The sequence below is a fragment of the Parabacteroides goldsteinii DSM 19448 = WAL 12034 genome (assembly GCF_000969835.1).
GTDB classification, from domain to species: Bacteria; Bacteroidota; Bacteroidia; order Bacteroidales; family Tannerellaceae; genus Parabacteroides; species Parabacteroides goldsteinii.
On sequence record NZ_KQ033912.1, the window covers coordinates 1080607 to 1106243 of the forward strand.

At 40.8% G+C, this 25637-nt stretch carries 14 protein-coding genes, 1 tRNA gene and 1 pseudogene; 7 read left to right on the top strand and 9 right to left on the bottom strand.

The window, feature by feature from the left end; genetic code table 11:
- Window positions 1-84: 84 nt before the first annotated feature.
- From HMPREF1535_RS04260 to HMPREF1535_RS26465, 3 genes and pseudogenes are all read left to right on the top strand, one after another.
- A pseudogene (locus HMPREF1535_RS04260) lies at window positions 85-293 on the top strand (DUF6808 domain-containing protein); the annotation flags it as partial.
- A gap of 175 nt (window positions 294-468) precedes the next feature.
- Window positions 469-1230, top strand: coding sequence for a hypothetical protein (locus HMPREF1535_RS04265; RefSeq protein WP_046145381.1), 762 nt, complete (start codon window positions 469-471; stop codon window positions 1228-1230).
- A 93-nt stretch (window positions 1231-1323) separates the two neighbouring features.
- Window positions 1324-1395 carry a RagB/SusD family nutrient uptake outer membrane protein gene (locus tag HMPREF1535_RS26465; RefSeq protein WP_250822425.1) on the top strand — a complete coding sequence of 24 codons (72 nt, stop codon included), beginning with the start codon at window positions 1324-1326 and terminating at the stop codon, window positions 1393-1395.
- Window positions 1396-1605: 210 nt separating this feature from the next.
- Here the strand turns inward: HMPREF1535_RS26465 and HMPREF1535_RS04270 are convergent, their stop codons facing one another.
- The 7 genes from HMPREF1535_RS04270 to HMPREF1535_RS04300 all read right to left on the bottom strand — a co-directional run bounded on the left by HMPREF1535_RS04270 (window position 1606) and on the right by HMPREF1535_RS04300 (window position 19394).
- Window positions 1606-3510: a RagB/SusD family nutrient uptake outer membrane protein gene (locus HMPREF1535_RS04270; RefSeq protein WP_046145382.1), complete on the bottom strand. Its 1905-nt coding sequence runs from the start codon at window positions 3508-3510 to the stop codon at window positions 1606-1608.
- A gap of 16 nt (window positions 3511-3526) precedes the next feature.
- Window positions 3527-6958 carry a SusC/RagA family TonB-linked outer membrane protein gene (locus HMPREF1535_RS04275; RefSeq protein ID WP_046145383.1) on the bottom strand — a complete coding sequence of 1144 codons (3432 nt, stop codon included), beginning with the start codon at window positions 6956-6958 and terminating at the stop codon, window positions 3527-3529.
- A 688-nt stretch (window positions 6959-7646) separates the two neighbouring features.
- Window positions 7647-9440 carry a RagB/SusD family nutrient uptake outer membrane protein gene (locus tag HMPREF1535_RS04280; RefSeq protein WP_007655038.1) on the bottom strand — a complete coding sequence of 598 codons (1794 nt, stop codon included), beginning with the start codon at window positions 9438-9440 and terminating at the stop codon, window positions 7647-7649.
- A 15-nt stretch (window positions 9441-9455) separates the two neighbouring features.
- A complete protein-coding gene (locus HMPREF1535_RS04285) occupies window positions 9456-12806 on the bottom strand; it encodes a SusC/RagA family TonB-linked outer membrane protein (RefSeq protein ID WP_046145384.1) in 3351 nt (1116 codons plus the stop codon).
- A gap of 699 nt (window positions 12807-13505) precedes the next feature.
- The gene (lacZ4, locus tag HMPREF1535_RS04290; protein WP_046145385.1) at window positions 13506-15542 is read right to left on the bottom strand and encodes a beta-glucuronidase LacZ4; all 2037 of its coding nucleotides are present in this window, start codon (window positions 15540-15542) and stop codon (window positions 13506-13508) included.
- 773 nt (window positions 15543-16315) lie between these two features.
- The gene (locus tag HMPREF1535_RS04295; protein ID WP_046145386.1) at window positions 16316-16720 is read right to left on the bottom strand and encodes a hypothetical protein; all 405 of its coding nucleotides are present in this window, start codon (window positions 16718-16720) and stop codon (window positions 16316-16318) included.
- 187 nt (window positions 16721-16907) lie between these two features.
- Window positions 16908-19394 (bottom strand): outer membrane beta-barrel family protein, encoded by a 2487-nt coding sequence (locus tag HMPREF1535_RS04300; protein WP_046145387.1) that lies wholly within the window; start codon window positions 19392-19394, stop codon window positions 16908-16910.
- A gap of 200 nt (window positions 19395-19594) precedes the next feature.
- Here HMPREF1535_RS04300 and HMPREF1535_RS04305 point away from each other — a divergent pair, with 200 nt between their 5' ends.
- The 3 genes from HMPREF1535_RS04305 (at window position 19595) to HMPREF1535_RS04315 (ending at window position 22569) form a co-directional block, all read left to right on the top strand.
- A complete protein-coding gene (locus HMPREF1535_RS04305) occupies window positions 19595-20227 on the top strand; it encodes a SagB/ThcOx family dehydrogenase (RefSeq protein ID WP_046145388.1) in 633 nt (210 codons plus the stop codon).
- Between the two features lie 104 nt (window positions 20228-20331).
- Entirely contained in the window at window positions 20332-21423 is a 1092-nt protein-coding gene (locus HMPREF1535_RS04310) for a metallophosphoesterase (protein WP_046146396.1), read from the top strand.
- Between the two features lie 21 nt (window positions 21424-21444).
- On the top strand, window positions 21445-22569 hold the full coding sequence (locus tag HMPREF1535_RS04315) for a metallophosphoesterase (RefSeq protein WP_046145389.1): 1125 nt from the start codon (window positions 21445-21447) through the stop codon (window positions 22567-22569).
- Window positions 22570-22651: 82 nt separating this feature from the next.
- Here HMPREF1535_RS04315 and HMPREF1535_RS04320 read toward each other — a convergent pair whose 3' ends face one another.
- Window positions 22652-24412, bottom strand: a complete 1761-nt coding sequence (locus tag HMPREF1535_RS04320; protein WP_046145390.1) for a S41 family peptidase — start codon at window positions 24410-24412, stop codon at window positions 22652-22654.
- Window positions 24413-24459: 47 nt separating this feature from the next.
- On the bottom strand, window positions 24460-25437 hold the full coding sequence (locus HMPREF1535_RS04325) for an adenosine kinase (RefSeq protein WP_046145391.1): 978 nt from the start codon (window positions 25435-25437) through the stop codon (window positions 24460-24462).
- Window positions 25438-25543: 106 nt separating this feature from the next.
- Between HMPREF1535_RS04325 and HMPREF1535_RS04330 the strand changes: the two genes are divergently transcribed.
- Window positions 25544-25617, top strand: a tRNA-Asn gene (locus tag HMPREF1535_RS04330).
- Window positions 25618-25637: the final 20 nt, after the last annotated feature.

Below are 25637 nucleotides of genomic sequence, written 5' to 3' on the forward strand. Positions count from 1 at the left end.
TTTTTTAGCTTGCGCCACCTAAAACAAAACATAACTCGTTGATAATCAATTCACGCCGTGGTAGCGCAGAAAAGTGATGAAGTCAGGAAAGAGTACGTCACACAAAATTACAGGGCGTGGGTGAGCAGATATAATGTCGCCCTGGATAGTATAGATGTTTTTCCGAAGACCGTCTATATAACAAAGAAAATACCTGCCCGCCTTTGGGGATTAGGCTGTCTGTCGGTTATGGGGCAGGACGATCCGGACTGTCGCCATATGTCGAAGTGGGGGTGTATTACAGGATTTGGTAATTTGATTTGATATTAATACTAAAGTTAGCCGTCTTGCTTGTGAGAGTAGGGTGTTTTTTGTGTTTAATAACATAATATTTAGCTTTGTGGTATGTAGATAAAATAATAAATTCAAAGCATTTATTAACTCTTTGTAGTTCTATAATCCATTTGTTTAACTTATTAAATTATTATTATGAAAAATCTATTATTTGCATCAGTGGCTTTTATGTTGTTTTTTGCGTGTAGCAACGAAACAGTATTTGAAGAAAAGGATGATTCTACCATAGATGTCGTTACAAAAAGCATTAACGATAACGGCCCCTTTAATTTACATGATTGGAGAATAGAGGTTATTGGGGCTATTATGTATCATGGCTTTGATATGGGTCCATATTGGTCGGATTATGAGAGTAAAGGGAAAACTACATTCTTGACCGGACCTCTAACAATCGAAGAAACAATAGCACAATTTGGAGGATGTGTAGGATATAATATTTTAGGTCTTACGGATATTTCAAACTGGCTATATTCTTATAATATGCGTTATAATATTATATCTTTTCCTGGTCCACCTGATGATTCTAACACAGAATCTGATGGCTCTAAAAAGGAAGAAAAGACTGCGTGGGAGAAGCTTAAGGATAGGTATGAAGGAGCAGCATTTATAGAAGAGAACAATTGTCCTCCAGGATCTTCTTTTACTTATGCACAAGCTGCAGCTATTATGGCTCGAATGGATAAGCAAAAAGACGATGAGTTTCTGCCTTTTGTTTATATTAAAGCATATCCCTCCACCTCTAGTTTCAGTATTATATGCTGGAGTCTTTACGGGGCAGTAAACAACAAGACGACAGGACTTATTTATAGCAATCCTTATACTAGGATAGCTAGTGGCATTTTAGAAGCTTACAATAATCATATATATTCTGGGGTTACGTGTAGCGACCTTAATTAAGAAAGAGGCAGTCTCAAGATTTGAGCAAATTATGGGTTTAAAGGTGCAAATGAAATACCAAACAGAAGTTATTCGCCAATTGATATACCATTAATTCGTTATGCGGATGTAGTCCTTTCTTTAGCTGAATGTTTGAATGAACAGGGAAAAACAGATTTGGGGTGAACCTCAATATTCTTATACTTGGGGAGGTAACCATTTATACAACTGGGCTATTCCTAGGTCTGAAATTCTGATGAATGAAAACCTAAAACAAAATGAGGGTTGGATAGACTAATCCATTCTTATAAATTTCTATTTCATGAGGGTGTCAGATTACTTTGACACCCTCTTTCTATTATTCTATACAATCAACAAAGTGCGTGCTCGTATCGATTAGTATTCCCAACCCGGTGTAGGTGTCAAATTCGTATTAAGCTCTGTTTCACTCTTGGGGACAGGCCAAGTGTACCACTGGTCGCCAATCCAATCATAAACAGTACCTCCGGTACTCTCTGTTCCGCCCCATGCATGCTGGGCAACCTTTTCACTGAATTTTGTTTCTTTCAACGTACGCCAACGCATTTCATCAAAAAAGTTTATACCTTCGTTCACAAACTCACGACGACGTTCGTCACGCACATAGTTACGTGCAGTTGTCTGATCTAAGAAGCTGGAAGCCATAGTCGGTATACCGGCACGGTCACGGACCTCTTTCACCTTGGCCATAGCACCTGCCAAGTCATTCTTTTCAACAAGTGCTTCGGCCCACATCAACAATACATCTGCATAACGAATGATAGGTTCATCTACCGGATTCTGCTCACGACGCAGGTATTCCAACCCCTCACCGATAAATTTACGATGAATATATTTAAATTCAGCCTGTGCATTCATAAAACCGGAAGCATAATAATCGTTCGGTAACTCCGGATTGGCATTCGGTTCGGCATTTGCCTGATCTGCATAATATTTACCAGCAACAGGCCAACGGAACGTGTACCACGCTTCTGCCGTAGAATTACTATTTACCCCCAAATAATTGGCATAAGGTGTCACAACATTGTAAGCCAAGCGCGGGTCACGATTGGCATATGCTGTTTTTAAACGAGCCTCATTACCTTCCGGCAAATAAATAGCCTGAATTTCTGCGGGCAATTTGGCCAGTTCCGTATCAACTGCCTTCGTAACCGTAGAATGGATTTCCTTTCCATTCACGAACTTATCGCGAATAAAGAATACTTTGCGATATTTCGTGTGTCCTTCGGCTGTCTCCATGTCAGTCACTTTCTTCCAATCAGACAAATAGTCCTCCCAAGCAAACTTTTTAACAGTCTGCCCATTCACCTCTTCATAAAGGTTTACCAACGCAGGAGTCACCTGCAAGTCACCCCAACAGCCACGGCTATCTTTAGCTCCCTGGGTAAATGCCGCACAATACTTTTGTATTCCCGTACCATAACCCGTAGGATCTTCTATATACTGCACAGCCAAAATAATCTCTTCACAACGCTCGTTAGCAACCTTAAACAGCTGTTTGTAGTCCGGGAACAATTTGTAACCACACTCACCTACCTTAGCAAAGTCTGCTATTGCTTTATCATACTCCTTTGTCAACAGATATGCTTTACCACGCAAAGCATAAGCAGCCCCTTTACTTACTCGTCCTTCTCCTTGGATTTGATTGTCAGGTAAATTCGGCTCAGCTATAGCATCGCTTAAATCCTTAATAACTTGAGCCCATACCTCCTGTTCCGAACTTTGAGGCTTGTCACATTCAGACGGGTTCACCGGTTCCGTATACAAAGGTACCCCTAATCCGCCATTACCGAAAAGAATGTTCAAACGATCGTAAAAGAATGCACGAAGTACTTTACACTCAGCAATCAAACGAGCTTTTTTAGCTTCATTGATAGGAGCATTTTCAATACCAGCTATAGCGGCATTAGCCCGATGCACACCGTCATACATCCATTGCCATGTTTTTAAGAAAAACCCGTTACTGGGATTGACCGATTTAGTAAACAAGTTTTGCATGCCATACTCTCCCTGTCCGGTCATACCAAACGCATCATACCCATAATAACCAATCATGGCATCGGCACCAATAATTTGATTTCCATGGAAAGGTCTCTGCAAGGAGTAATACACGCCAATAACGCCCTGGTCAACGCTTTCTTCGGTAGTCCACATAGTACCACTGGAAAGCTTATCATTAGGTGCCGTATCCAAAATATCCGTACAGGATGTTGCGACTCCGAAAACAGCCGCCAATGTTAACAAATTAAATATCTTTTTCATCTTTATGTGCTTTTAATTAAAAGGTTACAGACAGACCTCCTGAGAACATACGTGCAATCGGGTATGCGGCAAGCGAGCCACCCAATTCAGGGTCTACGCCTGGGAATCTATCGGATTTGAAAGTCAACAAATTCTCTCCGGATACAAATACTCTCAAATTATTGATCTTTGCAGGTGCAACCCACTTCTTAGGCAATGTATATCCGATTTGTAATGATTTCAGCTTAACAAACGACGTATTATACAAATAGAATGTATTTGAAGGGGTAGTACCACCGGAAGTAAGCAGACGAGGATACTCGTTAGAGATTCGGGCATTCGGGTCAGCTGCAGGATCGTAGGAAGAACCGATGACAACGCCCTGCTCATTTTTAATGATGCCAGCATGTGAAGCTTCCGAATCGTAGAAATAATATCTGTTCCAAGCATCGCCAGGCAAAGCATCACCGGTATTAGTAATCATAGATCCATTTGCTCCTTTCGAATTAATGTAATGATAACCGCCAAAGCGTCCTGACCACATCATATTCAAATCAAAACCACGCCAAGAGGCATTGATATTAAAGCCCAAAGTAACCTTCGGAGTCGAGCTCTTACCGGTAAATTCGCGGTCATCATCATTTCCATATTTACCATCACCATTCAAGTCGGCCATGATCAAGTCGCCATACCATAAATTGGAACCATTCGAATTAATTTGTTTCAAATTATTATTGAAAGTATATCCGGCAGCCAACATCGCAGCCACCCAATCCAAATCGGCCTTCGTACGAATCATACCGTCACGAGGTCCTCCATTCGGATTAACACTACCGTCGGCCAACTTATAAGAACCGTCACCGGAATAAGGACGACGCAAGAAAAACTCATCTATCATGTGTCCTTCTACACGACGGGTATCACCTCCGGTAGAAACATCTGCCAAATTAGTATAACGCATTGTCGGATTACCCCAGATATCTTTGACATCTTCATCCAACTCATACCGCAATTCGCCTTTAAAATCGGTTACTCTATTCTTATTGAAAGCCAAGTTGATCCCTACGCCATAACGGAAATCTTTAATCTGATCGTTCCAACCCAAGTTCAGTTCAAGACCACGGTTAGACAAACTGGCTGTGTTTGACATAGGAGCACTGATACTACCCATTGTTTTATACATAATGGAATTAGTAAGAATATCCGAAGTCTTTCGCAAATAGAAATCAGCTTCCAAACTTAAACGTTGGTTAAGGAAAGAGGCATCCAAACCGATGTTATAAGTGGTCACTTTTTCCCAAGAAAGTGCCAGGTTTTGAATAGAAGATTGTATCAAACCATTTTGTACTCTTTCGTCAAACACATTGTTCACTTTCTTATACAAAGCTTGCCAGTCATAATTACCCCCTACGGTGTTACCCAACGAACCATAAGAAACACGAAGTTTCAAATTGTTAACTGCATTTTTGACGGGTTCGAAGAAAGATTCTTCACTGATACGCCAAGCAGCAGACCCGGATGGGAAAAAACTGCTACGATGTCCGGGAGCAAACTTGGAAGAAGCATCTGACCGGAAACTGAATTCAAACAAATAACGGTTATCATAAGCATAGTTTGCACGTCCGAAATAAGATAATATAGCATTCACCGACTTGGCACTACCACCAATGGATTGCATTTCCGCACCAGATGTTATATCAGTAATACTCCAATCTATCAAACCTTTCTTTGTTGCACTGAATCCTGTAGTTTCACCACGATACTGCTCATAACCGAACAAACCTGCCACATCGTGTTTCCCGAATGTATTGTTATAGCGTAACATCAAGTCAGCCGTATAACTGGTCGATTCATACGAATAACGATAAGTCGTAGCCTGATCCAAGACACCCAATCCTTCTTTCGGTGTTTCAAAACTCTCGCGAAAACTATAACGAGGCAGGTTTTGAGAGTAATGTTCGTCTTGCCGGCTATACTGGCTCCAGTTGAATTTGGCTTCGGCTACCAAACCTTTCAAAGGTAACTCGACGTTGGCATACCATGTCGTATTGAGACGTGTATATGTATTCTGTCCTCCATTGGCTGCCACTCCTTGCAAAATATTATCCTTCTGGGTTACTTCCGGATGTTCGCTACATCCATACTTGCCATCATAGATAGGAGTCTGCCCGGGCCATGCCTGAAGCAAATAAGTCATAGACGTACTTCCCGGATCCTTGAACTCTTTGGTTCCATAGGTTTGTGTTCCGAAAGTAATGATATCTGCTATTTTTGTTTCTATATTGGCACGGATATTGAAACGTTCCATGCTTGTATTATCCAATGTACCCGGATTATTCTGATAACCCAGCGAAAGCAGATAAGTGGTATTCTTGCTACCTCCCGACACATTGACACCATATTTCTGATAAAAGGCGGGTTCAAACAAAATTTGTGCCCAGTCTGTATTCGGGTATGCCAACCAGTTTGGAATCTGTTGCCCTGTAACAGGATTCGTATAGATTCCGTTCGGATTCAAATCAGCTTGACGCCATTCTTCAATACTTTCAAGGCTATAATCTGGTGTATTGGCAGTCGGGTTGGCATTCAGCTTAGCAATATTGTGCAACTCCATGAAATCGGCCGTACTTGACATCAATTTAAAATCGGTAATCGGCTTTTCCTGTGCAAACATAGCATTGAAAGTCACTCTTGGGCTTTCGTCTTTTTTCCCTTTTTTGGTTGTTACCAAAATAACACCGTTGGCTGCACGTGAACCATAGATTGCCGCCGCACTGGCATCTTTCAAGATTGAGATGCTTTCAACGTCATCCGTATTCAGCGGAGCCATATCAGCAGCAACACCATCGACCAATACCAATGGACTGCTATTGTTGAATGAACCTTGGCCACGCACCTGGATACCGATACTTTCGTCACCAGGGTTACCACTTCCTTGAGTAACGCGTACACCTGGAGCCGCGCCCACCAAAGCCTGTCCGAGGTTCATCACCGGGCGGTTGGCTATTTTTTCCGCACTAACGGATGCTACCGAACCTGTCAGGTTCACTTTCTTCTGCGTACCATAACCAACTACTACCACTTCTTCCAACGCTTGCGAGTCTTCTTTTAGGTTAATAGAAAATGACGTTTGGTTTCCTACAGGGATCTGTTGTTCCACGTACCCGATAAAAGTTATAACCAAAACAGCATTAGGAGAAACTTCCAGATTGAATTTACCGTCCATGTCAGTGATCGTTCCGTTAGTTGTGCCCTTTTCGACAACATTGGCTCCGGCAATCGGGCCTAAAGCATCCTCAACTGTTCCGGTTACTTTCTTCTTCGCTTGTTGAGGAGAAGCAACAAGCGCATCGGAAACGGGAATCTCTATTCCCGGATTGGCTGAAGCCAACCCCACAGATGTCAAAAGCATAGTTGCTCCTAAAAACATCCGTTTTGATAAATAAAAACGATTAAAATCCTTCGTCATAATAACACCAGATTTAGTTAATGAATAAATTGTGTTTGCGCACACCAAATCACTGCAACTTGTTGTGCAAGAATTTTAGCCCGTTCGTTTCACATAAAAAGGAAATAGTCCTAGCTGGACTGTGTCCATATCATGAAACAAAAATGTATGGCACATAAGTAATAAATAATATGATACGTTAACATACACAACTGACTAATAAGCGCTCACTTATTTTGCATTACTAAAGAATTAACAAAGTAGTTTAGAGAAGTCATTGAATTTATATCATATATTATGATTAAATTGCAAGAAATTTTGAAATTCTGATAGGTAGAAATAGATGATTCATTTCTCAAAATTAGGATTTCAATAGTAAGTGTTAACTAATCATAATAAGTGAACTATTTCCATAGACAGTTCTTAACTACTGTTTTTCTTCTTTTTTAATACACAAAGAGTGAGCCCATTTTTGTCAAAAGTGTATGTATACATATCATATGATTTGTGACTCTAAAGCCGATAATTTTTGTTTCATGATATGGACATAGTCCAGCTAGAACTATACTCTCCACAAAAAAAAGGATAAGGCATTAATCAATAACACCTTATCCCATAAACATTTCCTCATCAAAAGAACTTCTTACAATTCCTGTTTAAGGATTATTCTTTTAACAGAGTAACTATTCGGTAGAACAGATCTCGATAATTAGTTTATCCAACCATCATTCTGAACCAGATTGCTATTTCTTTCACATTCCGTGCTTGGAATAGCCCAGGTATAAAGATAATCTCCACCCCATGAGAACGGATTTACGACAGTACCCCAGATTTCTTTGGAACCATCACCAGTTTTACACCAGTCACCGATCGTTCTCCAACGAATTTCGTCATACAGGTTAACACCTTCCAAAGATAATTCCCAACGACGTTCGTTACGGATACGGGTACGCATATTTTCCTGGCCACTTACATAAGTAGGTTTACCGGCATCTGTTGTCTGCAATAATGCAGCACCGGCTCTCTCACGTACAGAGTTTACCAAATCAACAGCTTCCTGCTTAAAGCCTTGTTCATTGATAGCTTCTGCCAACATTAAGACTACGTCTGCATAACGGATCAACGGATAATCCCAGGGGCAATATTCACGATTAGGAGTTTCAGACGATCCTTCCGCAACAAATTTGCGATACAGATAGTAGAACAAAGTCTGGCTATCCGTTCTCAGGTCATACGGTTCGACTTCATCCGAGTTGGTTGCCGGCCAACGCAAGGTATAAGTATATTCTTTTGAACCGATTGCCCCGTTATATTCAGCATACGGAGTAATGACAGTCGCTTCCAGACGAGGATCGCGATTTTCGTAGGCTTTACGCAAACGGGCTTCATTTCCGGAAGGTAGATATTTAGACATATCAGCTCCATTTTTCACGGCCAGTTCAAAACCTGCACGCAGTTTTGATTTTATATCTTCCGAATAAGTATCCCACTCACCGACAGTATCGCGGAGGAAGAAAACCACACGTTCTTTAGGAGTCATCTCATTATATCCCGGTAGGAAGTCATTCCAGTTAAACGGCTTACCGTCTGCACATTCAAATGATTCCACCCAGTTTACACTCGGCAGATAACTATTCCAGCAAGAACCAAAAGAAACACGTGAACCTAACCAGAATTGTGTTTTGGAACCATAATCTTTGATACCAATATTCTGTTCCGAGAAAATCATCTCATCACATTGTTCATTATCTGTTTTGAAGAGTTGTTTGTAATCCCCCTGAAACAATGCAAAACCAACATCTCCGACTTTACGCAAAGCAGCTTCCGCTTTTGCATAATCTTTCATCCACATATATGTCTGTCCCAGCAAAGCATATGCCGCACCTTTCGTTGCACGACCATAATTGGCATCACCTTTCGCATACTTATTCGGCAAATTAGCACTGTTGATGCAGTCGTTCAAGTCGGAGATAATAACTTCCCATACTTTGTCAGCCGTTTCACGTCCATTGGTACACTCGCTGTCTTCCACCGGTTCCAGATAAACAGGAACACCCTGGAATACACGGTTCAAACGGAAATAATAGTAAGCACGCAAGAATTTGGATTCAGCGATCAAACGATCTTTCTTTGCATCATCCAATGGAGCTTCCGGTAAATGGGCTATGGCATCATTTGCACGGTGAATTCCTTCATACAACTGTTTCCAGGTATCAGAGAACAAACTATTGCCGGCAGTAATTGTTCCATTCAACAAATCCTGAGGATCACGGGCCTGACCGGCAAATCCCATAGCGTCTTGTGTAAACATTTCATGTGCAACCTTTGCCTCGCGCAATGTGGCATAGATACCATTCACACCCATATCACACATCGTTTCATTTCCCCACATGGCTCCGGAACCTACCTTATCGTATGGATTCGTATCCAACAAATCAGGTTTACAAGCTGTCATAACCGAAGCAACAGCTGTAACAACTAATATTTTATTTACTAATTTCATTGTCTTTTCTCTTTTTTAGAATGTAACACTAATACCCGCAGCAAACTGGCGTAAAGACGGATAGTTTGTAGTTGCCCCCATTTCAGGATCCTGACCGGGGAATGATGTTATGGTAAACAAGTTTTCACCAGACAGATATACACGAACCCTTTCTGCAGAAATTTTTTCTGTCAGAGTTACAGGCAATGTATAGCCGATTGTCAGATTCTTCAATTTCATATAAGTACCGTTGTACAAATAATAATTGCTGGTTTGACGGCTCTGTTTCGAGTTTTCTACCAAACGGGGAATATAACCATTCAGATTGGTTCTCGAATCAGTAGGATTTTCAGGATCGTAGAAGTAATGATCATTTGCAACCCGCTCAGATGTAGCAAAACCATTTCTGATTGCTACACTATTATACGGATCTTCTTCCCAATACAGTTTGAAACCACCGTTACCAGCCCACAACATACTTAAATCGAAGTTTTTCCAACTGGCACTGATATTGATACCATAACCGAACTTAGGCATAGCTGAAGATCCCTGGAAGTCATAATCATAAGAACTACCATAAATACCGTCGCCATTCAAATCCGCATAAATCAAATCACCGTAATAGATATTATTCCGACCGACACTCTGGTTTGGCATAAATTTGTAACCGGCATCTATCATGGCATTCAACCATTTCATATCACCTTCCGTACGGATCATACCATCTTTCGGACCACCATTTATATTTACGGAACCATCGCTGTTAAAATGGGTTCCATTACCGGAATAAGTATTCAATGTATAATATTCTTTGATCGGATGTCCTTCTACGATACGTCCCTTATCTTTATCCACAGATACATCACCGATATTCGATTGCCATACTTTCTTACCGTCTTTCTCTACCCAACCGGCTTCATACTTACCCAGGTATTTTGTTACCTCATTATGATTGTAAGAGAAATTGGTAGAAACAGCATAATTGAAATCACCTACATGGTCTTTCCAGCCTACAGTCAATTCAAAACCGCGGTTCGTAACCTCGGCCGTATTCATGGTCGGAGGAGTCTTAATACCCATTGTCAAGTGAAGGTTCGGAGTTGTCAGGATACCATCCGTTACCTTATTATATACGTCCAACTCAGCTGTCAAACGATTATTGAGAAAACCGGCATCCACACCAAAGTTCGTAACAGTCGTGCTTTCCCATTCCAGACGCGAGTTACCGATCCTGTTCTGTGCCAAAGCAGCAGCCTGAGCCCCTCCGAAAGAATAATTATAAGTCTTATAAGTAGCCTGATAACCGTAATAGTCCTGGTAACCATCCTTATCTGTAATGCGGTTGTTACCTATTTGTCCCCAGGAAGCACGGATTTTCAGGTTAGACAACCAACCGATATTCTTCATAAATTCCTCTTCAGACAGACGCCAGGCAGCAGAGAATGACGGGAAGATACCCCAACGCGAATCGGAATTGAAACGGGAAGAACCGTCATAACGGAAGTTAGCCTCAAACAGATATTTAGACAGATAAGCATAATTCAAACGGCCGAATACAGAACGAAGTGCTTCGTCTTTCGCCGTACCGGTACTGGTCTGCATTTCTGTGGCTGCATCGGGAACACTGATACTCGGGTCTATCAAACCCTTTTTCTGTTGCTTATGCTCGTATTGTTTATAGAAATATTCGTTGTAACCAACCATTACATTCAAATCGTGACCACCTTTGAAGCTCTTGTCATAACGCAGGATATTTTCAAGCGTATATGTTTCTTCTGCATACGACTTCCAGGTTGTCGTCATCTGGTCCGGAGTCGTTGCTGTAGAAGCAATCTCACCATTACTGAAGGTATAGCGGGCCAACGGAACTGTATGTGAGTTATATTCGTCAAAACGACGTCCGTAATTAAAGTTGAAGTCCCAGCTCAGACCTTCCATAAACTTGATCTTACTATACATCGTTGTATTAAAACGGGAAGAACGGTTCTGTCCGTCGGTCTGTTTCAGATATGCCCAAATATTATTAGCGGTAGAACTTTCTTCGGCTGCTTCCTTATATCCCATTTTTCCATCATACATGCCAATCAAACCCGGGGTAGTCTGGCGGATAAAGTTCAACATACCGGTATCAGCGTAATTACCCTGATCCTTATCGTTCATAATAGCATATGTACGGGTTCCCAAGGTCAACCATTTGTTTACATTCGCTTCTACGTTGGCACGCAATGTGTAACGTTTCAAACCGGTGTTTTCCACCAAACCAGGGTTATCCATATAACCGGCAGACAATAAAAATGTAACCTTTTCACTTCCTCCGTTCACGGACACGACATGGTCCTGAACCAGATTATTTTTATACATTTCTTTGTTCCAGTCCGTATTCGGATAAGCCAGCCAGTTAGGAACACCGTTTGCATTCAGGCCATTCGGATCTGCATTGGCAGCTTCCCAGGCTTCGATTGTTGCTGCTGAAAATACATCATTGTAACCCTCATTGAATTTGGCTTCATTGATCAAACGCATATGCGTAGGATAATCCGTTACAAAATCGAGCAGGTTAGATGGCTGAGCCATAGAGAAAGTACCCGAATAAGTTACACGGATCTTTTCACGGTTACCTTTTTTCGTTGTGATCAAAATTACACCGTTGGCAGCACGTGAACCGTAAATAGCAGCCGATGCAGCATCTTTCAATACAGAAATCGTCTCAATATCCTGCGGATTGACAGCATCCATCGAGGCTTCCATTCCATCGACCAAAACCAACGGACTGGCATTGTTCAATGTACCTGTACCACGAACACGGATCGTAGCACCGTCGTCGGTCGGATTACCTTTGCTTTGCATAACCTGCAAACCGGCAGACAGACCTCCCAGGGCTGATGATACGTTTGTAATAGGACGGCTGGCTGCTTGTTCTGTAAAATCTACGGAAGAAACAGAACCTGTTAAATTCACTTTCTTCTGCGTACCGTAACCAACAACTACTACCTCATCCAATGCCTGGGAGTCTTCCTTCATCTGGATTTTGAAGGAAGTTTGGTTACCTACTGTAATTTGCTGTTCCGTATAACCAATAAAAGAAACAACCAGAACTGCATTAGGAGAAACATTCAACGTAAATTTACCATCCATGTCGGTAATGGTTCCGTTCGTGGTTCCCTTCTCAACTACATTTGCTCCGGCAACCGGACCAAACTGATCTTCTACTACTCCACTCACCGTTTTCTGTGCTTGCTGTGGAGAAGCCATGAAAACATCTGATTCTGGAACATTCATTCCCAGAGCTGTCGGACTGGCCGAAGCAACTCCCACAGATGCAAGGAACATCGTAGCTCCTATAAACATCTGTCTTGAAAAATAATAACGATTAAAATCCTTCGTCATAATAACACCAGATTTAGTTAATAAATTGATTTTGTTTGCGCACACTAAATCTTGTCGACTTAAATGTGCAGTAATTTTAGTTTTGTTCGTTTCTACCAAATGAAATAGTCCTGTGTGGACTATGGACTATTATTATTCAAGAATCATTGTTTTTTTAGAGTCAAATATTAGTTTTCACAACGTAGATAGTAGTTTTGACAGATTCTATTTTTCAATTGGAGAGCAGTGATTATCATAGGAGAATGACAGGAGAAATTTTCAGCATAATATTAACGATGATAATCGCCAATAGAATAATAACAATCTTTTTTTATCTTGTATTTCTACCCTTCTTCATTCGGCTGAATTTAGAGATATCTTACTAACTGAAACAATCGGTTAAAATATACTTGGCTTATATACAACCTATTATACATCTGTTAATTTTTCAGCTATGGACAATTTATACATATCTATTAGACAAAAATGTATGTTTATATTTTATACAATCTGCTACTTTTGTCCCGTTCTGTTTAGTTAAATATGAAAGACATAGTCCACACAGAACTATATTCACAAAAATAAAAAGGGATAAGGCATTAATCACTAACACCTTATCCCATAAAGACTTTCCTACTAAATAATTCCCAATAACCTTTATTAAATTACCATTCTTTTTGCAAGAACTACAATTCAGTAGAAAAAAACCATCTATTATGTTTACTTACAAGTCCAGTTTACTGTATCAGTTATGTTGTTTTTCTTCTGTATGCCACGCACTTCAATTGTATTTTCCCCGTCTTTCAGGTTTACACCATTCCAAACAAAGGTGGCATAATTATCCGCTCCCTGTACACCTATACTTTTTCCGTTTACGAACAATTCAACCTGGGGAAGATTAGAAAATACCATTATATCGGTCACTTTCGTATCACGGTCACGATGACGACGGTTAGCAATATAAACGAATTTGTCATCCTTATTCCAGTTCGCCTTATAATAATAGAAAGCATCCTTCTTCACTTTACGGTCGAAAGTAACCAGACCTTTGTCATTGATTCCCGGACGATCGCCTTCCGTACGGTGAGCGGCACCAAAGTCAAACAGGTTCCAGATAAATGATCCCCACACAAACGGACGTTCTGCGATAGCCTCCCAGTTACCCATATGATAGAAAGTCTGGAAGTTTTCCGGATGCCACCAACCGGAAGCAACACCAGGTTTAATAGAGTCCTGCTGATGATAGATACTTGCCCCGGCACCATATTCACTGATACCGATCTTATAATCCGGATGCGCCTTATGATTGGCGTCCAGCCATTTTCCCATATCCGAAGGAGAACCGCCATACCAGCCGAAATACTGGTTCCAGGCAATCACATCGGTTATTTTACTGATATCACTATCGTACGACAGGAAGCTGGCAGCCGTTGTCGGACGCGTCGGATCTTCCTGATGAGCCAATTCATTCAACTCTTTGATATATTCAATCGGATTATCACCATGTGTTTTCAGTTCGTTGAACAATCCCCAGAAACAAATGGACGGATGATTGTAGTGCTGACGAATCAGTTCTTTCAACTGTTCTTTACCATTTTCGCGGAAAGAAGGCAGGTCGTTGAATCCCCTGTCCTGATAACCGCCCGGACCAATAAAAGGAATTTCCGCCCAGGCAACGATACCATATTTATCCATCAGATCATAAAAATAAGTAGCCTGCGGATAATGAGCCAGACGAATCGCATTCGTTCCCATCTCGGCAATAATGGCAGCATCTTCTTCATGGTGTTCTTTATACAATGCATTTCCGCGTTCGGCACGGTCCTGATGGCGGCACACTCCGTGCAGTTTCAAATGTTCCCCGTTCAGGAAGAAACCTTTTTCCGCATCTACATGATAAAAGCGCAAGCCCAGCGGCTGAGTTACCTTATCTATTTCCTGTCCGTCAGCCAGCAATGTCACTTCCGTACGATACATGAACGGATCTTTCCGCCCATTCCACAAATGAGGATTTTTAATAGAAAATTCCAATCCTGCGGTATGTATCTGATTCGCATCTACAGTCAGATTTATATCCTGCTGCTGCACAATCTTGTTTCCATCCCAGATTTTCACATTCACCTGTACCGGTTTTGCCGTAGACGAACCGTTTGAAACCAAGACTTTAGCTTTCACATCCGCCTGTTCTTTCGTTACATTATTTTGTATCAGATAAACTCCGGGAGAAGCATAATCGGTCAATGAAATATTCACCGGATCGGTAATGATCAGGTTTACATCACGATAAATGCCGCCATAGAAATTGAAATCACCGACCAACGGCATGATATCCAGTTGCAAGGCATTATTCACCTTTACCAATATCTTATTCTCGGCACCATACTGCACCTTATCTGTTATTTCAAAAACAAACGCTCCGTAGCCACCCCGATGTTCACCCAGGCAAACAGAATTAACAAAAACCGTTGCGATTGTATTGACGCCTTCAAAACGGAGAAACAAACGTTTTCCTTTCCACTCGGGTTTTACGAAAAGAGTTTTTTCATAGTTACCCATTCCGCGGTAATAATCCTGTTTACCGGATAAGGCGTCACCGCTATTCCATGTATGAGGCAGATTGACTCTTTGTTCACTCTTCTTCTGTACCTGATGCGAGAAACGGAACATCCAGTCGTTATTCAAAAGTATCTCCTTACGGGATGCATAAGTAAATGTGCTGCAAAGTACCAGCAACAAACCAATAATAATGTGTTTCATGTTATTTATTTCTGATTCCGGTAACAAAGATAAAACGAACCTTTCGATAGGAAAGACACTTTTTGTCTAAGAAAAGGTACTTTTTTGTCCAAATATGCCTTTTTATGAATAGCGGACAGTAAAAAATTCATTAGCTTTACATCGAATCTTCATACTGTTCTTCATTACTCATCTATAGTATGTTAGATGATTTTCCACCCTATCTATTTAGCGGCTGATAATTGTCAGCCGTTTGGTCGATAATTATGAGCCAATCGGCCGATAATTATGAACCGTTCGGTTGATGGTTATCAACCATTGATTAGTTGCCGTAGTAATTAGAATTAGTAAGGCTGGTAAATGAAAATGGATAGTAGGAAAACAAAAAAGAGGATGTATCCTTCAGATTATACACCCTCAACATATTGCACAACAAAAGTGCACAAAAGTACCGTTCTTTGCACTTTTGTTGTGCAATTATCGTATCTCAGCTCATAAAAGATATATATACGAATAGACTATGATTCAGTAAACCAGGAAGTAAAACCCAAGAGCAACAATAAATAACTAGATACCCAAACATCAATTCGCATATTGTATCCTAAATGGCTCTAGGAAACTCTAATTGATAAATAAATGAGCATATCGCGAAAAATAAAAAGAAAGGATTAAAATAAATCTAATCCTTTCTCATAAATTTTCTATTACAAAAATGTTAATTTAATCATATTATAACTTAAGTTCTAGTAAACGACTATGAAATAATGTCGAAACCCAATTCTGTTTCAAAACATCTATTCATCTCTATTTATTTTCAGAACTTTAGTGTCTAAACGATTTTCATCATTGTAATCTTTTTGTTCTTTCTCTTTAGATGAAAAATTTTTCCGTCTAATATTAACTGTCAAATCGGCATAATAAGTTTTTTCACTCGTATATACCACTACATTTATATATCCTTGACCAGGATAATTCCATGTAATTCTTAAATATTCATCTCCACCAAAAGAGGATCCATTTGTATTCCAACTAATGCTAGTATAATTGGAAGGCAAATTTACTAAACGATACGTTGCTGTCGTTCCTTCTACAACATCCGTAGCACCTTCAATTCTTAGTTGAGCACTTAATGACGCACAACAAAAGATCATAACAGTCATGATCAACAAACAATTCATAAAACACTTCTTGCTCCTCATCGTCTTAGATTTTTAATTAAACATATAATAATATCGTGTTAAATCTAAGCATTTTTTGCTATAATTCAAATGACAATCCAATATTATTTCTCTGCATTAACATCAAATAGCACAAACGAAGACACTTTGATAAACAAGGTTAATATTTCAATAACATTATAACACAGTATAAATATTTATATCTGAATTACATGCTCTGTTCACCGCCACCACTACTATTTCCGCCGCTCTTCTGGTCGTCATTACTGATACCGCGACGAACCTTCTTGATACTTTCTTTTAATGTACCAAAACGATAAGATATACCTATACGAAAATCGCGTGCACTCCATTTATTTACAGAACGCATACTAAATGTCGGATCTGATGTTGTATTATTAAACTCGATCGTCTTCCAGAACGGATTATTTATGTTTAGTGAAATAGTCAGTTTCTTCTTCAAGAAACTCTTATTTGCTGAAAATCCCACATAATAATAGGAAGATCCTTTTCCCTGTAAAGATATCCAAGGAGAAGAGTAGCCTCCATTCACACCCAGTGTAAAGTCTTTCGGTAAAGTAAATTGCGAACCTGCATATACACGTCCGTTAAATCCACTATTAGCTAAATCCATTGCTTCAGAAGCATTAGTTTTCATATCTGTATAGTTTACACCACCATTCAAATAAATACGGAATAAAGGTACCGGATTCCAACTACCATAAACGAACATTCCTACTTGCTGACGTTTTCCTATATTTCCATAAGTACTTTCAGCAATACCGTCATTATTTACAAACGTATAACGTTCAATTGCATTATTTACAAACGTATAGCTAGCACTGGCATTAATATTAATTTTTTGCGAGAACATACTATAATTAAAGTTCACATTATTACTTTTCTCCGAATCTAGATTTGGATTACCATAAGAGATATTTTCTGGATCAGTTGTATTTACATAAGGGTTCAGATACCAGATACCTGGACGTTGAATACGCATATTATAACCAATTCGCAATTGCTGAGACATGTTCAACTGATAAGAAAAAGTGGCATTAGGCACAACATCAAAATAATCTGTACTAAAATTCTGCTCCGGTGCGTTAGCATATTTCACCGACAAGCTAGTTCCTTCTGCACGTACTCCTGCCTTTAATCCAAATTTTGAAAATTTCAAAGCATACCCCAAGTATCCTGAATAAATATGCTGGGTGTGCTTAAAATCGCTATTCGCCTCAGAGCTATCTCTCCAAGCAGAGGATATCTGATCATAAATTTGCCGTAATGTTTCACTATCACTTTGACGGAAAATATATTTTCCTCCAACTTCAAATGTTTGATTTTTTCGAATAGGAGTCGTATAGTCCACTTGGGCTGTATGCTCAGTTGTTGACGCATCATTAATATTCCATTGAGGATAAAGAATAGAATCCGGGAAATTAAACATATTGAATAATTCAGAACGTCCCTCATTATCATTCGGTGAATTACTGAAACGATACGATAACGTTAGTAGTTCGTCTTTTTTACTGGTAGAGTGCTGATAGTCTACATTTAAGTCTGTTGAACCAAAAGTTGATTTAGAACTACTATTACGGTTATAATGATAAGCTTTATCTGGATTTTGGTTTAGCATTTCTACCGAATATTCTGAAAGATTAGTCATATTACCTCTAAAAAGGTTTGCCCCCACACTTATCAGATTCAATGTATCTATTTCATAACTGGCTTCCAAATAACCAAACTGGAATGGCCCCTTACTTTTACTACGTCCGGTTTGATTCATTATACTTTCTTTCCCTTTAATCATATTTTCACGGGTCGAATAGGAATCATTCCACGGCGAATTATTATGATTATAGTTATAATTAGCAGTAAGTCCAAGGCTTCCTATTTTAGCAGAAAGATATCCACCGCCGCCCATACGTCCCAACGTACTGGCATTTGCCCGGACAGTACCGGTATAACCCTGCAATGCATTCTTGGTTGTGATAATATTGATAATACCGCCAATACCTTCAGCATCATATTTTGCCCCCGGATCCGTAATCACTTCAATATTCTTAATAGAACTTGCCGGCATACCTTTCAGGACGTCCGAAGTATTTTCACCACTCAGCAAGTTTGAGGGTTTACCATTCATATAAATTTTATAGTTTGAAGACCCCTTCAACTGGATTTTATCATCCCCATCAACAGTAACCATAGGTACTTTACGGAGCATATCCAACGTATTATTAGTTTGAGCTTCCGGGTCATCCTCTAAGCTGTAAGTGATTTTATCAATTTCAACTTTTACCAATGGTTTTTGGGCAGTGACCGTCACTTCTTTCAATTGCTGGGTGTCATCGTTCATAAACAACTTACCCAGATTCAAGCTTTTCTTACCTTCAGACAATGTAAAGCGTTTTACGGCAGGAAGCTTTCCTAAAGATTGCATGGACATGATGTATGTACCGGGTTGTTTTAATGTGGTGGTAAACTTTCCATCATCATCACAGGCCAACAGTTTGATCGCTTTCTGGGGCGCATTTGCCAAAGCGATACTCAACGTGGCATAAGGAACTGTTTCATTAGACAGGGAATCAACTACCTGTCCCTTGATCGTGTAATCAGCGGCATTCTGGTTCTGCGCACACAAAGGCACAGTCATCATCAACACCAATACTAAGTAGAGCAGTTTTTCTTTCATCAAATTTAAAGAATTTAGAGGTTATCGATTGATTTATTATATTTATTACTTAAAAAATAGTGTAAACCCGATGCAAATGTATAAGTTTCTACGAAACCTTCGTATTTAGCAGGATTAAAGATTTGTAAAAGATGTATTTTGCTGTTCGATTAGATGAATTTGTTTTAAATTTGTAGGAATTACTATTAATAAATATAGATATGAGAAAGATTTCAATCATTTTAACCGCTTTATTATTCATTTCCGTTATGAATGCACAGGATCTTAAAGTCATTAAACTCAATGCCCCGGACAAGGCTCGCGGGACAGCTGTTATGAAAGCATTTTCCGACCGTCATTCCGACCGCGAATATGCTGCGAAAGAACTAAGCGCACAGGATCTTTCAGATTTGTTATGGGCTGCCAACGGCATTAACCGTACAGACGGAAAACGCACGGCCCCGTCGGCTTTGAACAAACAGGACATTGACGTTTATGTAGTTATGAAAGATGGCGCTTATCTATATGATGCAAAAGCCCATGCACTGAATCCGATAGCAAAGGGAGATCATCGTGCTGCCGTTGGAGGAGGACAGGATTTTGTTAAAGATGCTCCCGTTTGTCTTGTTCTGGTATCCGATCTTTCCCGTTTCGGTAATGTCGGGAATCACACAAAACTGATGGCGGCAATGGATGCCGGTATCGTTTCACAAAATATAAACTTATGTTGTGCTGGCATAGGATTGTCTACAGTACCGAGAGCAAGCATGGATCAGGCCGCACTGAAAAAAATTCTCAAGCTGACGGACAGCCAGGTATTGATGATGAATAACCCGGTTGGTTATCCGAAATAAATCAGACATTGTCAGATGTGAAACATTTTTCTACTTATACGCCAAAACCTTTTTTCACAAATGAATTGAAGATTATTATGTACATTTGCCGAAAATTTGACAAAATGCCTACAATTTTCATCGCTCTTTTTTGCGCTTACTTTGCAGGGAATATTTATATATTTATCAGAGGGGCACAGACGCTTGTGGCCCAGCCTTTCGGCGTAAAGGTGCTTCTGACAGTTCTATTCTGGAGTTGTGCACTTGCATTCGTAGTCAGTATGCTGGCAAGGAATGTAAAATATCCGGATGTGATGGCACATACCATACACGAAGTGGGAACCGGCTGGCTGGTTTTTACTTTGTATATGGTATTATTCCTGGTTGCGTTCGATATATTCAAACTTTTCAACGGGAGTTTTAAATATGGGTTTTACATATCTCTCCTACTGACGCTCAGCCTATTAAGTTACGGTTATTATCATTATCAACATCCGAAGACACAAGTTTTCAACATAGTTATCAACAAGGTTGTCAACAGTAATCAACAACCGATGAAAGTTGTCGCCATAAGCGACATCCACCTGGGTTACGGCACGAACAAAGCACAGCTGAAGAAATATGTAAGCATGATCAATGCCGAACAACCGGACCTGATCCTGATCGGAGGAGACTTGATAGACAACAGCGTAACGCCTCTTTATGCAGAGAATATGCAGGAAGAGCTTTCGCAACTGAAAGCACCGCAAGGCATTTATATGGTTCCGGGAAACCACGAATATATCAGCGGAATAAAGAAAAGCGTTGATTTTATCCAATCGACCCCGATCAAACTGTTACGCGACACAGTGGTTACACTCCCTAACGGGCTTCAGATAGCCGGACGTGACGACCGTCATAATCCGTCACGCTTATCCCTTCAGGCTTTATCGCAAAACATTGACCCGGATAAACCTGTTATTCTTTTGGATCATCAGCCGTATGACCTGCAGGAAACGGAGAAAGCCGGCATAGACCTTCAATTCAGCGGACACACACATCGAGGACAAATCTGGCCGATGAACCTGCTGACAGACCGCTTGTTCGAGCAAAGTTATGGATACAGACAATGGGGTAACAGCCATATCTATGTATCTTCCGGCTTATCACTCTGGGGACCTCCTTTCCGGATCGGAACGAACAGCGAGATGGTGGTATTCAATATTGCATTCAAATAAAGCCCCGCAAGGCAAACAGGTATGAAAGTCTTTATTCAATCGATAGTAGCACAATTGTTACTGAATCCCTATATCTTTTGGAGGGGCTATCAGGCAATACCGGCTAAAAAAAGCTGGCGTATTCCTTATACATTATTTTTTATACTGGAACTGGCGATTTATTTCTTCGGATTTTTCTTCCGCAAGGAATTGCCGGATCATATAATGACCACGATCCAATATATCTGCAACACCTGGTATATTGCTTCCGTCTATATCACGCTTTCATTGCTGACGCTGGAAGTGCTCAGACTATCTGACCGTTTCTTCCATTGGTTTCCCCAATGGCTGACACAACATTGGAAACAGACTAAGTTAACCCTGTTTTTTGTAATTATAGCCGGAGTATCTTGCCTGATGGTGAAAGCCTACCTGACCGTCGCCTACCCGATAGTCAAAGACGTATATGTCACTCTGCCCAAAGGGAGCAGCGACCGCGACAGCCTGACTGTGGTTATGATGAGCGATTTGCATATCGGCGAAGTGATCGGTAAAAAGCTGGTCCAAAGCTATGTCGCACTAAGTAACGCCCAACACCCGGATATGGTCGTATTGGTGGGCGACATTATGGATTACGAATCCCGTTTTGCCGAGATGGAACATATAGAAGATGATTTACAGCAACTAAAAGCACCGCTGGGTGTATACGTTGTAAACGGCAACCACGAATACCGCGCCAACCGTTTTGCCAAATATCGCTGGCTGGCAAAAACCGGAGCCGTACATCTGATCGACTCGGTCGTACAACCGGATTCAACCTTCTACCTGATCGGCAGAGACGATTATATCAATAAAAAACGGCAGGCTTTACATACGTTAATGGCAGACATCGATACTACCAAACCGATTATTGTTCTGGACCATCAACCCTGGTCATTTGCAGAAATGACCATGAACGGTGTGGATCTGGGACTTCACGGACATACCCATAACGGGCAGTTATGGCCCTATCCCCTGTTAATGAAACTGATCTATGAATGCCCCTACGGTTATCATAAAAAAGGTCCGACCCAGTTTTATGTATCTTCCGGCATAGGCATAGCCGGCCCTCCTTACCGGGTAGGGACTGTATCCGAATTGGTTGTTCTGCATATTAAATTCAAATAGAAAGCCAGAAATCCTTTTCACAAAATAAAAAAAGGGAATAAACAATTTTGTTTACTCCCTCAATATATCGGTCTTATAGATTCTATCCTACAGTCTGATCAAATACATAAGCTATATCACCTCCTTTGGTCGACGAATCAGCTTTTTCGTCAGCCGGTTTGGTTTCTCCTTCTTCCGGGGTGCTTAATGTCTTGCTATATAATTCCGGGTTGCTCAGAACTTCGATCGCTTTATCCAGTACTTCGTCATCTTTCAGGCTTTCAAGCAGTTCGCCTTTCTGGAAATAATAACGTTTTACGATCTCCGAAGCCAGTAACTTTTTAATCTGATCCTTATAAAGGTCGAAATCCCGGTCCAGATTTGGAGTTAAGCGGGCTTCCAATTCAGTGAAAATAGTTGAATCCCTGTCTGTATAGCCTTCTAACTGGGCTACTTCTTTCAGGTTTTTCAAGATCTTTTCGCTCTGACGGTCATAAGTGAAATTCTTTTCTTTCGCATAGTTTTTGAATGTTTCAAAATCCTCATCGGAAACAGTAAACTCTTCCACAGAAGGAATTGTCTTATGTTTCTGTGCCCAATCCGTAACAAAGTCCACCAGGACAAAATCGGTCACCAGATAATACATGATAGTCGGCATCTCTTCTTCCTCTATTTCAAACTCCGGACGTACACCGCCACCGTCACGGACAGGACGCCCTTTCGATGTATAGAATACAGATGTCAGGCTATCCGGAATAGCAGCCACACTGCCGTCCGCTTTCCTGTGGGAATAATCCATCTGCTGGATGCAACGGCCGCTGGGAATGTAATATTTACTCATTGTTACTTTCAGACGCCCTTCATAAGGAAGTTCACGGGTAGACTGTACCAAGCCTTTTCCATACGAACGCTGGCCCACCAATACGGCACGGTCCATATCCTGTAATGCGCCGGAAACGATTTCGGCAGCAGAGGCCGAATTGCCATTGATCAGGACTGCCATCGGCATAATCGTATCGATCGGTTCATTGGATGTACGGTAAGTACGGTCCCACTGGCTAACCTTGCCTTTGGTCGATACTACCTCTTTCCCTTTCGGGACAAACATACCAACGATCTGAGTGGCACTTTCCAGCAAACCACCTCCGTTATTCCGTAAATCCAGGATCAATGATTTTATCTGATGATTCTTCTTTAAATCTTCCAGAGCATTTTTCACTTCCTGTGCGCTCTTATCGGTAAACCCTTTCAGATAGATGTAACCGACACCATCGCCACGAACACCATAATAAGTAACCTGGTCTACCAGAATCTGCTTACGGACCAGTTCCACTTCGCGGGGTTTCTTTTCGTTCGGACGCTGTATCTTCAATACCATTTTTGTATTGGGCACTCCTTTCAGCAGTTCACTGACTTCACTGGATGTTTTATTGCTCGTATCGACTGTATCGATAGCCAGGATGCGGTCTCCGGCTTTCAAACCCGCCAAAGCAGCAGGCATACCTTCAAAAGGTTCAATGATATACACTCCCCCTTCTTTCCGCTCACGGATATAAGAACCGATACCGCCATATTCGCCGGTAGTCATTATTTTCAGTTCATCCATATCCTGTTCCGGATAATAGACAGTATAAGGGTCCAGACCACTCAACATGGCATTGATCCCTCTCCGGACTGTTTTTTCAACATCCACCGAATCCACATAGAACATTTCGACCTCTTTCACCAAAGCATTGAAAATGTCCAGGTTCTTACTTACTTCAAAGCGGTTATCTTTCTGAGCCTGTCCCGGCAAAATACTCCCAGCCAGGAGCAATAAGCAAAACAAACCTATCAATCTTTCTCGTCGTACCTTCTTAAACATAGAATATTTAGTTAATTAACGATGTAAATGTATACATAAAACCCTTTTCAGGATAATATCGCATCTACTTTTAACTTTATTTGTTCCCATTTGTCATCCGGGATCTGAGCCCCGATCACATCTATAATATATCCGGCCAGAAGCGAACCGATCCGGGCCGACTGTTCCAATGTAGCTCCCACAGATTGCCCATACAGGAACCCGGCAGCAAAATGATCGCCTGCTCCGGTTGTATCGACCGGCTTGCCTCCTTCTGCCGGAACGGCAATGACCTGTCCTTTACTTCCCACTAACGCTCCTTCCTTACCCTGAGTAACCAAAGAGACCTCTACCATTCCGGAAAGAACCTTTACCGCTTCCTCTGCTTTCAGACCGGTAAAAGCCTCTGCTTCACTTTCATTAGAGAAAAGAATATCTACATATTCAGGAATAATATCATCCAGCAATCCCTTGAATGCATTTACAATATTAAAATTAGAAAGATCAAGGGCCACTTTCAATCCCAGTTTCTTTGCTTTTTGCATAGTAGTACGAACCAACTCTTCGTTTACCAACAAATATCCTTCTATATATATACAATTATACCGGCTAAGGATCTCCTCCTTTATTTCATCCGGCGTAATCGTCGGAGCCGGACCAAGGAATGTACCCATCGTACGTTCACCGTCTTTTGAGATCAATACGGTACAACTGCCCGAAATACCCTCTGTCTTTATAAAATAAGGAGACACGTTCGCATCCTGCAACGCCTTTTCATAATATTCACCAACCGCATCCGTACCGATCTTTCCTATAAAACCGGTATTTGCACCCAGGCAAGCCATTGCACGCATCGTATTACAAACAGAGCCACCCGGAGCCTGGCTTTTCTCCAACCGTTCCTGTGTTTTACGGATAGCGATCATCTGTTCCTGACCAATCATATCCATTGCCCCCTTCTTTATACCCACTTCTGCAAGCACATCATCACTATCTAACCGAAGTAAAACATCTACCAAAGCGTTTCCTAAGCCTATCGTATTCATTTTTTCAAATTTTTTCTGCAAAGATATTGCATATTTCAAAAAGAACCTCTACTTTTGCAGTGCAATTTCAGAAAGGCATACAACAAGCCGCTGAAAGATTGAAAATTCTTCCTTAGCTCAGTTGGTTAGAGCATCTGACTGTTAATCAGAGGGTCCTTGGTTCAAGTCCAAGAGGAAGAGCAAAAGACATCAGGAAAGAC